Source organism: Mycolicibacterium lutetiense, assembly GCF_017876775.1.
GTDB lineage: Bacteria > Actinomycetota > Actinomycetes > Mycobacteriales > Mycobacteriaceae > Mycobacterium > Mycobacterium lutetiense.
The window spans coordinates 4,148,241-4,162,818 of sequence record NZ_JAGIOP010000002.1 but is presented as its reverse complement, the minus strand read 5'-3'; the positions used below and the strand labels follow the sequence as shown (position 1 = coordinate 4,162,818).

Genomic DNA, 14,578 nt, shown 5'->3' with positions numbered 1-14,578 from the left:
GGTCAGCGTTCGTCGGGATTGAGCAACAGGGAACGGACCAGCGGTCGGGGCCCGATCGGCCGCAGCAGCGCACTGGCCGGCCGCTGCCGAACGTGCAACGGCCACCAGAACCATCGGCCCAGCAGGGCCGCGATGGACGGGGTCATGAAGGCACGTACGACCAGGGTGTCGAATAGGAGACCGATACCGATGGTGGAACCGACCTGGCCGATGGTGCGCACATCGCTGGCCAACATTGCCAACATGGTTGAGGCGAACACCAGACCGGCGATCGTCACCACCTTGCCGCTGCCGGCCATGGCGCGGATGATGCCCGTATTGATGCCCGCCGGAACCTCCTCTTTCATCCGGGACACCAATAACAGGTTGTAGTCGGAGCCGACCGCCAACAGGATGATGAGTGCGATCGCGAGCACGATCCAGTTCAACTGGATGCCTAGAATGTGCTGCCAGATCAGGACGGACATGCCGAACGCAGCACCGAGAGACAGCGCGACCGTACCCACGATCACCATTGCTGCGACCAGACTCCGAATCATGATCAGCATGATGATGAAGATCAGACACAGTGCGGCGATACCCGCGATCAGAAGGTCATAGGTCGACCCGTCCACCTGATCTTTCGCCATCGCCGAGCTGCCCGTGAGATAAAGCCCGGCGCTCTCCAGCGGTGTTCCCTTGAGCGCCTCCTCAGCTGCAGTCCTGATCGGGCCGACCCGCGAAATGCCTTCGGGCGTCGCCGGATCTCCTCGCTGCGAGATGAGCAGGCGCGCCGTTTTACCGTCCGGCGACAAGAACACGTCCATGACCCGCTTGAAGTCCGCATTTTTGAATACATCAGGCGGGATGTAGAAAGAATCGTCATTCTGGGCATCGTCGAAGGCTCGGCCCATAGCCGTTGCGCCATCGGACATCTCGTCCATCTGAGCCAGAATTCCCGCCATGGTGCTGCGCATCGACAGCATCATGGTCCGGGTGCTCTCCATCGTGGCGATCATGGCTGGAAACTGGGCGATCATCTGCGGCATGAGAATGTTGAGTTGATCGAGGTTCCCGATCAGCTGGTGCATGGAGACGGTGAGCTTGTCGACACCGTCCAGCGCCTCGAAAAGCGATTTGATGGACCAGCACAGCGGGATGTCGAAACAGTGAGGCTCCCAGTACAGGTAATTGCGCACAGGGCGCCAGAAGTCGTCGAAGTCCGCCATGTGGTCCCGCAGCTCCAACGTGGTGTCTTCGAGTTCGTGTGTCTTGCCCACCAGACTGTTGGTCGTGACGGCGAGTTGCTGCATCAGGCCGTACATGCGTTGCATCACCGCGATGGTCTTCGATATCTCGTCGGCCTGGGTGAGCAAGTCATTCATGCGGGCCTTCTGAAACGGCAAGAGCTGCAGTTGGCTGGCATTTGAGGCACTGATGATGAACGGAATCGTCGTGTGCTTGAGGGGAATACCCTCCGGCCGGGTCGCAGCCTGCACGCGGGCCACCCCGGGAACGGCCAGAATGCCCTTGGTCAGCTTGTTCAGCACCAGAAAATCGGACGCGTTCCGCATGTCATGGTCAGCCTCGACCAGCAACACGTCGGGCGAGGCCATCAGCGATTGCTGAAAATGCCTGCCGGCGGCCTCGTACCCGGCATTGGCCGGAATATCTTTCGGTAGATATTTCTGGTCGTTGTAGCCGGCCTGATATGCAGGCAGCGCCAACAGCCCGATCAATGACACTGCACAGGCGGCGACGAGAATGGGTGCCGGCCAACGAACGATGGCGGTGCCGATGCGGCGCCAGCGGCGAACAATGATTTTGCGTTTGGGCTCGAACAATCGGAATCGACTGCCCAGCGCAAGGACCGCCGGAATCAGCGTCAGGGCCACCGCCACCGCCACGAGCATGCCGAGGGCACACGGAATACCAAGGGTCCGGAAGTAGGGCAACCGGGTGAAGCTGAGGCAGAAAACGGCACCGGCGATGGTCAATCCAGATGCCAGCACCACCTTGCCGACGCTGCGGTACGTGGTGTAAAAAGCCTGTTCCTTCTCCTCGCCGGCCTGGCGCGCCTCTTGGTAGCGCCCGACGAAGAAGATGCCGTAGTCGGTGCCGGCTGCGATGCCGAGAGTCACCAGAAGGTTGACCGCATAGGTTGAAAGGCTGATGAGGCCCTGATCGCCGAGAAGTGCCACCACTCCCCGGGCCACCTGCAGTTGGATGCCCACCAGGAATAGCAAGATCACGGCCGTGAAGATCGAGCGGAAGAAGAACAGCAGCATCGTCAGGATTACCGCGAGGCTCAAGCCTGTCACCAGGAGGACGGTCTTGTTGCCGCTCGCGCTCAGGTCGGCGACCATCGCCGCCGGCCCGGTGACATAAGCCTTGACCCCCGCAGGAGGTGAACTCCGATCGACGATGCCCCGGACCGCTTCCAGGGACTCGTTCGACAGAGGTTGGCCAAGGTCGCCCGCGAGGCCCATCTGGACGTACACGGCCTTGTTGTCGGCGCTCTGCGCCGCGCCGGACATGAGCGGATCTCCCCAGAAATCCTGCACATGCTGCACGTGGGCCGGGTCGGCTTTCAGCTGGCGGATCAAATCGTTGTAGTACCGGTGCGCCTCATCACCGAGTGGTCGGTCGCCCTCCAGCACGATTATCGCCGCGCTGTTCGAGGTGGCTTCGTGGAAGTTCCTCCCCATGCGTTGGACCGCCTCGAACGATGGCGCGTCGTTGGGGATCAGCGATACGGAGTGCTCCTTCTCCACTTGCTCCAGCGGAGGTACGACTGCGCTCAACAAATATGCGATCACCAACCAGCCGAGGATGATCGGCACCGCCAGCACGCGGATCATCCTCGGGATGAACGGCGGTTTGGCCTCCGGAGTCGGACCAGGAGCCGGGCTCGGAGTCGGGCTCGTCGTCGGGCTGCTCATGCGGCCTTCAGAAGGCAGTAGGTGAAAGCGCTTTCGCCATTCTCGACTCTTTCCGACTTCACCTTGTCATCGATGATGATGCGGCAACCGATTGTGTTGCTGTCACCCTGCGCGATGACATTGACCATCGATGTGGCCTCGCTCATCGGGAAATTCAATGACCACGGCAGGGTTGCCCCCTCGACGAACTGCGGCTCGGCGTCGACGTCGAAGTAGCTGATGTTGGCGACGGTCCCGGGCGGGCCAAATACCTCGTACACCAACTGCTTAGGGTCGTAGGGCTTGCGTTCACCGAGTTCGGTGTCGGCGTAAGCAGGGCGGGTCTCGGAGCCGAAAACACCATGTAGCCGCAGAACGGTGAATCCTCCGGCACCCAGGATCACCAATATCAACAGCGGAATCCACACCCGCTTCAGAACCCCCACTATCAAGTACCCCCTGAATCCGCGGTCTAGTCCGGACCATCCACGCCGCAGGAGCCGGCGAAGTACATCGACCGATACCCGAAAGACGCCGGCGATTCATTTACGGCAGCGCTCTCGGGCCTGCCGCAAATGGGTGTCACGGCAAGCATGCAACAGCCCGGGCAGGACGATCCGAGCCTGACCAGTAGAGCATTCAGGCAACCTCCATATCTGTCCATTCCCAAGGTGATACGGCATCGTAATGCATTTGGCGGGGCCGCCGCCGTGGAACTCAATTTAACGCGGCTAACAATTTTCATGTGACTGAATGGCCGTTGCGTGACTCTGCAAAGAAATTCAAGATTGCCGAATTCACCGTTTGAGGCCGTTCCAGGAAGCCAAGGTGGCCCGCATCCGCAACCTCGAGATAGCGCCCGTTGGGCAGGGCATCTGCGACTTCGGCCCCGAGATGCGGGGGCATCACCAGATCGTCGGCGAATCCGATCACGAGCACCGGAGTGTCGACCGTCCGGTAGGCCAGCCTTCGATCTTCCAGCGGAGCGACGCCATACTGAGCGCGAATTCCCGGTGTCACCTTCGCCGGCCATCTGGTGAACGTGTCGATCCAGTCCCGAGCAGAGCCTTCGTTGTTCAAGGTCTTCGGTGAGAAGTTTTCCAGCAGGCGCAATTTCGCGTCATATGTGGCGGGCAACCGCACACCGGCATCGGCAAGGTCCCGCTCCGCGATACGAAAGAACTCGCGTGTACGGTCATGGCGCCCACGGGTGGCCATCAACGCCGACCGGCTCACCAGTTCAGGCCTGGCCAGCATCAGCTCTTGCGCGATATACGAGCCCATCGACACCGCCACTACCCGGACGGGGGCGATGTCGAGTCGCTCGATCAACTCCGCCGTGTCGGCCACCATCGTCGCCGTGGTGAAGCCGTCGGCATCCGACGTCGCGCCCACACCCCTGTTGTCGAAGGTGATGACGCGATAGCCCGCGGCGCGGAATGCGGGCACCTGATAGAGATCCCAGGTGCGTCCGACGCCGCCCTGCCCGGCGATGAACAGCACAGGCTCACCGTCGCCGCGGTCTTCGTAGGCCAGGTTCACCCGTCATCCGCCCACACGGCTGCTCATGCGTCCAGGCGGGCGAACTCGCCCTGCCGGTACTGATCGACGCACGCCGCACGGCGGACCTTGCCGCTCGTGGTGATCGGGATCGAACCGGGCGGCACCAGAACAAGATCTGCCACTCCCAGGCTGTGCGTGTTGAAGATAGCCGAGGTCACATCACGCTTGACGGCCGAGAGTTGCTCCGTGGGCAAATCGGGTGACTCCGGCGGCTTCCTGAATTCGATGATGACGACCAGCTTTTCGGTAGGGCCGTCCGGGACCGCTATGGCTGCACACCGGCCGCGGCTGACCTCCTGGACCGTCGCCTCGATGTCGTCGGGAGAGTGGTTACGCCCGTAGACGATCAGCAGATCCTTGATCCGGCCGATGACGTACAACTCGTCGTCGAACGTGAATCCCGAGTCCCCGGTACGCAACCAAGGGCCTTCTGGCGTACCCACCGCCGGAGCGGCAATCCTTGCACCGAAGGTTGACTCGGTTTCATCCGGCCTGTTCCAGTAGCCGCTTGCGACGTTGTCGCCGTACACCCAGATCTCCCCGACGCTTCCGGGTAGACACTCGGCGTGGGTCTCGGAGTCGACGATCCTGATCGTCGGTGAGACCGGAATGCCGTAGCTGACCAGGGGGATGCCCGTTCCGTTCTCAGAGCGCCGCGCGCCGCCGGAGGTCAGCGGTTCGGATTCGAACCGCACGATGGCCGGCGGTTCACCCGATTCCCGGGTCGCGATGTACACCGTGGCTTCAGCCATCCCGTAGGAAGGTCGTATCACCGCCGGGTCCAGGTTGTGCCTGGCAAACCGCTGAGTGAAACGCTCGAGTGTTGCCGGATGTACTCGCTCACTACCGGTGATGATGACGAGAATCTTTGAGAGATCGAGCCCGGCCATGTCCGCGTCCGACGTCTTGCGCACCGCCAGTTCGAACGCGAAGTTCGGTGCGGCCGTGTAGGTACGGCCGTTGGTCGCGAGCATCCGCATCCACCGGGCGGGGCGTTGCAGGAACGCCACCGGGCTCATCAGGACGGCTGGGACTCCTGACAGCACCGGCCCACAGACCCCCAGGTACAAGCCCATATCGTGATAGAACGGCAGCCACGAGACGATGGCCGAACCCTCTGGAACGACATTTCCGAATTCGGCGAAGTAGCCGGACATCAGCTGTTCGAAGTTGGCCAAGAGGTTTCGGTGCGACATCATGACCCCGGCTGGCAGCCGAGTCGACCCGGACGTGTACTGCAAATACGCGGTATCCGTGGGATTTTCGCTGTGCGATCCGGCCGGGCCCGCAGCGTCGAGATCCAGTGTGTCGACCTCGACGATCGCCGGGGCGGCCAGGAAATTCGTTCTGAGGTAATCGGTGACAGCACCGGCGACGGCAGACGTGGTCAGGATGACCGTGGGCTCGGCATCCTGCAGTACCGAGCTGACCCGCTCGTCGCTGACACCTCCCATGGGAACCGCCAACGGAACCGCGATCCGGCCCGCCTGTAGTGCACCGAAGAAGGCGACGATGTAGTCCAACCCCTGTGGCGCCAGGATGAGGGCACGGTCGCCGGGTGAGCCGAAGCTGCCGAGTCCGCGCGCAACGTTGCACGCACGCCGATACAGCTGCGAGTAGGTGAGGCTCTCGGCCGAGCCGTCCGAATTATGTTCATAGTCAACAAACGTCATCGCCGTGTCATCGCCCTGCAGGCCAGCACGCTCCTGCAGCAACGTCAAAATGGATGCCTCGCCCACGGAAGTCAGGGTATCGCGGTCAGCGCGCCGACATATCCGAAACCGTCAGCAAACTGCATTTGGGTGGTCTCATGAATCACATCCACGTCATTCCGCACCAGGGTGGCGACGTGAGCGAAACGATGACGCGAAAGCGGCGAAACACCTCTGATCTTGACTGTTAAGGCTTGAGCACGAGATAGGCCCCGAAGTAGTTGAAATCGCCTGAATCTCACCTGTGGATTGATCCGATCGCGAGACAACTTTGCGCAGCGAACATACTGTTAGCTTTTGTGAGCGCCCGCGACGGGCGTTGAGCAGCTAATGGACGCTCGCTACCAGCGATCAAATTCTGCAGCTCGGCGTACGAATGCAGGTATCCGGCCTCGTCGCGGATGAACCGCGGAAAGGCTTGCCGGGAGGAGTGGCAGTTGAATGCATTCGAAATCGGGCGCGGGGGGGTTCCATGGTCGGATGCCGGTATCGGTGCGGCCCGCGGACCCGCTGCACCGGTCACCCCGGTCGCCGTAATCGGCATGTCCTGCCGGCTCCCGGGCGGCATCGACTCCCCCGAACGCCTGTGGGAGGCATTGATTCGAGGCGATGAACTGGTCACCGAGGTTCCGCCTGACCGCTGGGACGCGGACGAATACTACGACCCGGAGTCGGGGGTGCCCGGTCGGTCGGTGTCGAAGTGGGGTGCGTTCCTCGACGACGTTGCCGGCTTCGACGCTGAGTTCTTCGGCATCAACGAACGTGAAGGTGTCGCACTCGATCCGCAGCAGCGGTTGTTGCTGGAGACCGCCTGGGAAGCCATGGAGCACGCCGGACTCACTCGTGATGAGCTTGCCAACTCACTGACAGGTGTGTTCGTCGGACTGACGCACGCCGACTACCAGATGCTGGCAGCCGACGCTCAGGTCCTGGAGGCGGCATATGGCTTCAGCGGCAACAACTTCAGCCTGGCCTCCGGCCGGATCGCTTACGCGCTCGGGGTGCACGGCCCTGCGCTCACGGTAGACACAGCATGCTCGTCCGGCCTGACGGCGGTCCACCTGGCGTGTCGCAGCCTGCACGAGGGCGAGAGCGATTTCGCTCTGGCGGGCGGCGCCACACTGGCGTTGGACCCGCGCAAGTTCGCTTCGGGTTCAGCCGAGGGCATGCTGTCGGCGACCGGGCACTGCCACGCCTTCGATGTCGCGGCCGACGGGTTCGTAAGCGGTGAAGGCTGTGTCGTGGTGTTGCTCAAACGACTGTCCGACGCCATGAGGGACGGCGACCGCATTCTCGCCGTCATACGTGGAACAGCCGCCAATCAAGACGGTCGTACCGTGAACATCGCGACCCCGTCGGAAGCCGCCCAGACCGCGGTCTATCGGGCGGCCCTGACCGCAGCCGGGGTGGATCCCGGCACCGTCGGAATGGTCGAGGCGCACGGCACCGGGACACCGGTGGGTGACCCCATCGAATACGCCAGTCTGGCCAAGGTTTACGGCATCGACGGCCCCTGTGCACTCGCGTCGGTGAAGACCAATCTCGGACATGCCCAGGCGGCCTCGGGTGCTGTCGGGCTGATGAAGGCGGTCCTCGCCGTGCAGCACGGCGAGGTTCCACAGAACCTGCATTTCACCCGCCTGCCCGACAAGCTCGCCGAGATTCCGACCAATCTCTTTGTCCCGCAGGAGACCACACCGTGGTGCACCAACGGGCACCACCCCCGACGCGCAGCAGTGTCCTCCTATGGACTTTCGGGTACCAACGTTCACGCGATCGTGGAGCAGGCCCCGGTACCGGCGTCGGAACCCGGGCCGGCCCAGTCGCCTGCGTCCTTACTGTTCCCGCTGTCATCCACCTCGGCCGAAGAGCTGCGCCGCACCGCGGGCCGGCTCGCCGACTGGACACAAGCACACGACGATGTCGGCCTGACGGATCTGGCCTACACCTTGGCCCGTCGTCGCGTTCATCGGCCGGTACGCACCGCCGTCAGCGCGGGTAGCCGACCAGAACTTATTGCCGCCTTACGCGAGGTCGCCGACGGCGATACCCCCTATCAAGCCGCCGTGGGGCGCGACGATCGAGGGCCGGTATGGGTGTTCTCCGGTCAGGGTTCGCAATGGGCAGGAATGGGCGCCGATCTGCTGGTGACGGAACCGGTGTTCGCAGCGACCGTGGCGCAGGCCGAACCGATCATCGCATCAGAGTCGGGATTCTCTGTGACCGAGGCGATGTCGTCGGGGGAAACCGTCAGCGGTCAGGGCCGGTTGCAGCCGACATTGTTCACCATGCAGGTCGCCATGGCCGCCACCATGCGTGCGCATGGTGTGCACCCCGGTGCGGTCATCGGCCACTCCCTGGGCGAAGGTGCAGCAGCTGTCGTCGCCGGGGCGCTTTCGCTCGAGGACGGGCTGCGACTCATCTGCCGCCGGTCTGCGCTGATGTCCCGAATCGCCGGCAAGGGCGCCACTGCGGCCGTGGAACTGCCTGCCAAACAGGTGCTTTCGGAGTTGACCGGCCGCGGCATCAACGACGTTGTGGTGGCGGTGGTGGCTTCGCCGCAGTCCACTGTCGTCGCAGGTACAACACAGACGGTGCGAGACCTGGTGGCGGACTGGGAACAACGTGGGATCTTGGCCCGCGAAGTCCCCGTCGATGTGGCCTTCCATTCACCTCAGGTGGAACCGATCGTCAGCGATCTCACCGAGGCGCTCGCAGATCTCAAACCCATGACACCGGAGATCCCGTTCTATTCGGCGACCCTGTTCGATCCACGGGAGCAGCCGGTGTGCGATGCGCAGTACTGGGTGACCAACATGCGCAAGATGGTGCGCTTCGCCACCGCGGTACAGGCTGCGCTGGAGGACGGCCACCGCGTCTTCGCCGAACTTTCGCCGCATCCGCTGCTCACCCGGGCCCTGGAACAGACCGCCGCCGGCCGCGAAACACCGATGGCCGCCCTGGCCGCGATGCGCCGACAGCTTTCAATGCCGAACGGACTGCGCGGGCTCCTGATCGACCTTCACAGTGCCGGCGCCGAGGTCGACTTCTCGGTGCTGTGCCCGAGTGGTCAGCTGGTGGACGCGCCGCTACCGTCCTGGACGCACCGCCGGCTGTGGCTCAGCGGCGGCGGCCAGGAAGCGCCGACCCATGGCGGTTGCACCATCGCAGTGCATCCGCTGTTGGGAGCCAATGTCCGACTGCACGAGGAGCCGGAACGCTACGTGTGGCAGGCCGATGTCGGCACTGCCGCCCAGCCGTGGCTGGCAGATCACCAGGTTCGCTCGGTCCCCGTGCTTCCTGGCGCCGCGTACTGCGAGATGGCGCTGGCTGCCGCCCGGACTGTGGTGGGTGAGATCTCAGAAGTCCGCGACATCCGGTTTGAGCGGGCGTTACTGCTGGAGGAGCAGACGGTGGTCAGCGCCTCGGCAACGGTATCGTCTCCCGGCGTCGCCGGCTTCAACGTCGAAACCGACGAGGAGGGCCAGCAGGCGCGGCACGCGACGGCTGTCCTGCGGGCCGCGGCGGATGAGATTCCGCCCAGCTACGACATATCTGCGATCCTGACCGCCCATCCCTGCGCCGAGGATGGCACCGAGGTGCGTAATCGAGTGGGCCAGCATGGTATTCAGTACAGTGCGGCGTTCACCGGTCTCGTGACCGTGTACACCGGCGAGGCAGAGGCGCGCACGGTGCTCGCCGAGGTGGCGCTCCCCCGTTCGATCCGCTCACAACAGGACGCGTACGGGGTACATCCGGCGCTCCTGGATGCCTGCTTCCAATCGGTCGAGGCTCATCCCGATGTCCAGGCGCTCGGCGGAGACGTGCTGGGGTTGCCGCTGGGGGTGCGACGGTTACGCACGTACGGCCCGGCCCGCAACGCGCACTATTGCTACACGCGGTTGACCGCCGCTGACACCACGGGCATCGAGGCCGACATCGATGTCCTCGACCCGGACGGCGCCGTGCTGCTGAGTGTGCAGGGACTACGTCTGGGCACCGGCGCATCCGCCAGCGCGCACGACGACCAGCTTCTCAGCGAGAGACTGCTCGCCGTCGAATGGCGCCAGCGGGAACTGCCGGAGGTGGAATACCCCGATGCCGGCTCGTGGCTGGTGATCAGCGCCGCCGCGGGCCCGGACGTGGTCGCCGACAAGCTGTGCGACATCCTGAAAGACCGTGGCGCACTGTGCACCAGCATGAGTTGGCCCAACCAGGCTGACGACTCACGCACCTGCGAGCAGCTCGCCAGCCATCTACGGGCCGGCCGATTCACCGGGGTGGTCATCGTGGCGGCGCCGAATGACGGTGACCACGCCGAACAGTCGCCGTTGTTGGGGCGTGAATATGTGCGCCATCTGGTCCACATGACCCGCGAATTGCCGGAGATTCGCGGTGAACTGCCCCGACTGTATGTCGTGACCCGCAATGCGCAGACAGTGATGGCAGGCGATGTGGCCAATCTGGAGCAGGCTGAGCTACGCGGCCTGATCCGCGTCATCGGTACCGAACACCCGCATTTGGCCGCCACGCAGATCGATGTGGACCAGACCGTCGACGTGGAGCAGCTGGCCGCACAGTTGCTCAGCGGATCCGATGAGGACGAGACCGCATGGCGCAACGGTCGGTGGTACGCCGCCCGGCTGTGCCTCGCCCCGCTGCGTCCCGAGGAGCGGCAGACCACCATCTCCCATCATGAACGCGACAGGATGCGGCTGCAGATCCGCACGCCAGGGGACCTGGAGTCGATGGAACTCGTAGCCTGCGAACATGTTCCGCCGGGTCCGGGGCAGATCGAGGTCGCAGTGACCGCGTCCAGCATCAACTTCGCCGACGTACTGGTCGCTTTCGGCCGCTACCCCGCCTTCGACGGCCAACTTCCCCAGCTCGGCATCGACTTCGCCGGGGTAGTGACCGCGGTCGGACCCGACGTCACTGACCACAACGTCGGTGACCATGTGGGCGGTCTGTGTGCCGATGGCTGTTGGGGCACGTTCGTCACCTGCGACGCGCGCCTGGCCACCACCTTGCCGTCCGGGTTGTCCGACCCCGAGGCGGCGGCACTGACCATCGCAACCGCCACCGCCTACTACGGCCTCAACGACATGGCCCGCATCAAGGCGGGCGACAAGGTGCTGATCCACTCGGCGACCGGCGGGGTCGGCCAGGCCGCGATGGCAATCGCCCGCGCCGCCGGCGCGGAGATCTTCGCTACGGCCGGCAGCGAGCAGCGACGGCAGTTGTTGCGGGACATGGGCGTTGAGCATGTCTACGACTCCCGGACCCTGGAGTTCGCCGATCGGATACGCCAGGACACCCAGGGATACGGGGTGGACATCGTGCTCAATTCAGTGACCGGTGCCGCCCAGCGGGCCGGCCTCGAATTGCTGGCGTTCGGTGGGCGATTCGTGGAGATCGGCAAGCGGGACATCTACGGTGACACCCGGCTGGGCCTCTTCCCCTTCCGGCGCAACCTCTCGTTCTACGCCGTCGACCTGGCGCTGATGTCCGTCAGCCATCCGGATCAACTGCGGGAGTTGCTGTCGACGGTGTATCTCCTGAGCGCCGAAGGCGACCTGCCGATGCCCGAGTTCACCCGCTATCCGCTCGACGACGCGGCCACCGCCATCCGGATGATGAGCGGTGCCCAACACACCGGCAAGCTCGTGCTCGACATCCCGCACACCGGCTCCACCCGGCTTGTAGTTCCGCCATCTCAGGTGCGGGTGTACCGGACGGACGGCGCGTACATCGTCACCGGTGGACTCGGAGGCCTTGGGTTGTTCATGGCCGAGAAAATGGCAGCCAACGGGTGCGGACGTCTCGTGCTGTCCTCTCGGTCACAGCCGAGCGCACCGGTGTCGAAGATCCTCGATCGCATCCGCGCGACCGGTGTCGACGTACTGGTCGAGTGCGGCGACATCGCCGAAGCAAGCACCGCGGAACGATTGGTGGCAGTGGCAACCGCCGATGGACTTCCGGTGCGGGGGGTGTTACACGCGGCGGGGGTGATCGAGGATGCTGCGCTGACCAACATCACCGACGAGCTCATCGAGCGGGACTGGGCACCAAAGGTCTACGGCGCGTGGAATCTGCACACCGCGACCGCCGACCAGCCGCTGGACTGGTTCTGCTCGTTCTCGTCGGCGGCGGCGCTGGTCGGTTCACCCGGGCAGGGGGCCTACGCCGCGGCCAACAGCTGGCTGGACGCCTTCAGCTTGTGGCGCCGGTCCAAGGGATTGCCGGGCTCCGCTATCGCTTGGGGCGCGTGGGGGAAGATCGGGTGCGGCACCGACCTGGCCGAAGGCGCCGGAATCGCCATTGCGCCTGACGAAGGCGCGTATGCGTTCGAAGCACTGCTGCGTCACGACCGGGCGTACACCGGCTACGCACCGATCACAGGCGCGCCCTGGTTGAGCCTGTTCGCCGAACGCAGCCCGTTCGCCGAGGCATTCCGATCAACCGGCCAAAGTTCCACGGGCACCAGCAAGCTGCACGCCGAACTCGATGAGCTGCCCCCCGAAGAGTGGGCCGGCAAATTGCGGCATGTCATCTCCGATCAAGTGAGCGTGATCCTGCGCCGCAGTGTCGACCCGGACCGCCCCCTCTCCGAGTACGGCATGGATTCACTGGGAGCTCTTGAACTACGAACCCGCATCGAGAACGCAACTGGAATACGGATCTCGGCAACAGGAATCACCACCGTTCACGGTCTGGCAGACCTGCTGTGCGAAAAGCTCCTGCCCGCAGGAGCGGCCTGACATGCCGGAAGGCAAGCGATTGAATCAGTCGAGTCAGATCGCCTACAGCAAACTTTCGAACAGGCAGCTGAATCGCGTGTCCGCAGATCGACCGAGTCTGCAGCCGAGACGCGTGGCGAACCATCGGCCGCCTCCGCCGACCCTTCACCCACATCGTGCAGCAGACCTCGGGCCGATCAGGGTCTCCGGCCATCCAATTCGGCAGCCACCGACAGCATTGCAGCGAAACTACTTACTTAACAATAAATCTGAACAATTCGATGCCGTCACAGTTGGGAAGAACAGCGGAGCAACACCGAGATCGGCGGAGCCGATGCGCGATGGGGCCGCGTAGTTCAGGTTTCGCACACCACAACTTGTGCAGCCCCGTGGATTCGCGCGGCCAAACAAGCCCGAAATAGACAAGATGAAGTTTCAAGAACCACAACAGCAAATAGTAACCGAGGTAGGATTTCGGTCATGTGGGGCTCGTTGGTAGTACTGGCGCTTTTGACGACGATCAATCCGGTGCGCCTCGGAATCATCCTCTTGGTGCTCTCGCGGCCACGACCGGTGAAAAATCTGCTCGCCTACTGGGCGGGCGCAGTGCTGATAGGAATGGCCAGCCTCGTCATTCCGCTGATCGTGCTCCACTCCACTCCGGCGTCATCCGCATTCGCGAAGAAATTTGCACATCCCACCGCAGATCCACTCACTCAGCGCATCACAATCGGCATAGGCATACTGCTGCTGGCGATCGCCGTATTCATGGTGGCCCGCAACTTGTTGCGCAAACCAGTCGCCGTAGGTAGTCAGCGGAAGCCGGCGGGAGACGGCGTTGGCACCACCTCGACACTCGTGGATGATTCTGGCGCGCCCCCGGCCATCACAAGGCTGTTGTACTCCAGTCCGGCCGATTCCGATGCCGATTCAAAATCTCCGCGGTTCCTCGGCCGGATCCGCGAAGCCTGGCAGAACGGGTCCCCCTGGATCCCCTTCGTCATCGGGATCATCGTGGTCCCACCACTCGACGGGATTCTGTTCGCCCTGGCCATCGTCGTCGCCTCGGGCGCGTCGTTCGAAGTCCAGTTGATCGCTCTGATCGCCTTCGTCTTCGGCGTACTTCTGGTGGAAGAGTTCATTCTCATCAGCAACCTGATCGCACCGGCGAAAACCCAAGCGACACTTCGCAAGCTGCATGAATGGGCCAGCGCTCATCGTCAGACGTTCGCGGCCGCCATCTGCGCAGTGGTCGGGGCCTCCCTGGTGCTCCGGGGCTTGGGCGGCCTCTGATCCAAGCCGTTGGTGATCCAAGCCGATGCGCCCTGGCCGTGGCTTAGCGATAAACACGCAATTGATCACCGTACTGGGTCAACGAATCCGCTGCCAGCATCTCGTAATGCGTGCAATCCACTGAAAATGCGCTGACTCGACCCGAAACATAGGGTCGCCAACTCCTCAGCAGCAGTTGCGGATTCATACGGTTGCGGAACATCCGCCAACGCGACTCCGGTGCGGAGTCACCGAGTCTGCCGTTCACGTGTTGCCGAGCGGAGAACAGTGCCATGTCACCGTCGAACACCTCAGGTGTGTGATTGCGGTAGAGCGATTGATTCGCAATGACGCTTCGAACCATGAATTCCAGCACCGCCTGAGGGGGTAA

General features: G+C 63.5%; 7 protein-coding genes. 2 read left to right on the top strand and 5 right to left on the bottom strand.

Going from position 1 to position 14,578, the window contains the following annotated elements; translation table 11 throughout:
- Positions 1 to 2 precede the first annotated feature (2 nt).
- The 4 genes from JOF57_RS29140 to JOF57_RS29125 form a co-directional block, all read right to left on the bottom strand.
- Positions 3 to 2,921 carry an MMPL/RND family transporter gene (locus JOF57_RS29140; RefSeq protein ID WP_209922874.1) on the bottom strand — a complete coding sequence of 973 codons (2,919 nt, stop codon included), beginning with the start codon at positions 2,919 to 2,921 and terminating at the stop codon, positions 3 to 5.
- Positions 2,918 to 3,328, bottom strand: coding sequence for an MmpS family transport accessory protein (locus tag JOF57_RS29135; protein WP_307870145.1), 411 nt, complete (start codon positions 3,326 to 3,328; stop codon positions 2,918 to 2,920). Before JOF57_RS29135 ends, JOF57_RS29140 begins: the two co-directional genes overlap by 4 nt.
- A 313-nt stretch (positions 3,329 to 3,641) precedes the next feature.
- Positions 3,642 to 4,442, bottom strand: a complete 801-nt coding sequence (locus tag JOF57_RS29130; protein ID WP_209922872.1) for an alpha/beta fold hydrolase — start codon at positions 4,440 to 4,442, stop codon at positions 3,642 to 3,644.
- Positions 4,443 to 4,465: 23 nt separating this feature from the next.
- Positions 4,466 to 6,202 (bottom strand): AMP-binding protein, encoded by a 1,737-nt coding sequence (locus JOF57_RS29125; RefSeq protein ID WP_209922870.1) that lies wholly within the window; start codon positions 6,200 to 6,202, stop codon positions 4,466 to 4,468.
- Positions 6,203 to 6,663: 461 nt separating this feature from the next.
- Here JOF57_RS29125 and pks2 point away from each other — a divergent pair, with 461 nt between their 5' ends.
- Complete coding sequence (gene pks2, locus JOF57_RS29120; RefSeq protein ID WP_307870144.1) at positions 6,664 to 12,936, top strand: sulfolipid-1 biosynthesis phthioceranic/hydroxyphthioceranic acid synthase; 6,273 nt, start codon at positions 6,664 to 6,666, stop codon at positions 12,934 to 12,936.
- 459 nt (positions 12,937 to 13,395) lie between these two features.
- Entirely contained in the window at positions 13,396 to 14,208 is an 813-nt protein-coding gene (locus tag JOF57_RS29115; protein ID WP_234938279.1) for a GAP family protein, read from the top strand.
- Positions 14,209 to 14,251: 43 nt separating this feature from the next.
- Here JOF57_RS29115 and JOF57_RS29110 read toward each other — a convergent pair whose 3' ends face one another.
- Positions 14,252 to 14,563, bottom strand: a complete 312-nt coding sequence (locus tag JOF57_RS29110; RefSeq protein WP_209922867.1) for a hypothetical protein — start codon at positions 14,561 to 14,563, stop codon at positions 14,252 to 14,254.
- Positions 14,564 to 14,578: the final 15 nt, after the last annotated feature.

Coding starts and splice junctions, on each gene's coding strand:
- JOF57_RS29140 (WP_209922874.1), bottom strand. CDS start 2,921: ATGAGCAGCCCGACGACGAGCCCGACTCCGAGCCCGGCTCCTGGTCCG.
- JOF57_RS29115 (WP_234938279.1), top strand. CDS start 13,396: ATGTGGGGCTCGTTGGTAGTACTGGCGCTTTTGACGACGATCAATCCG.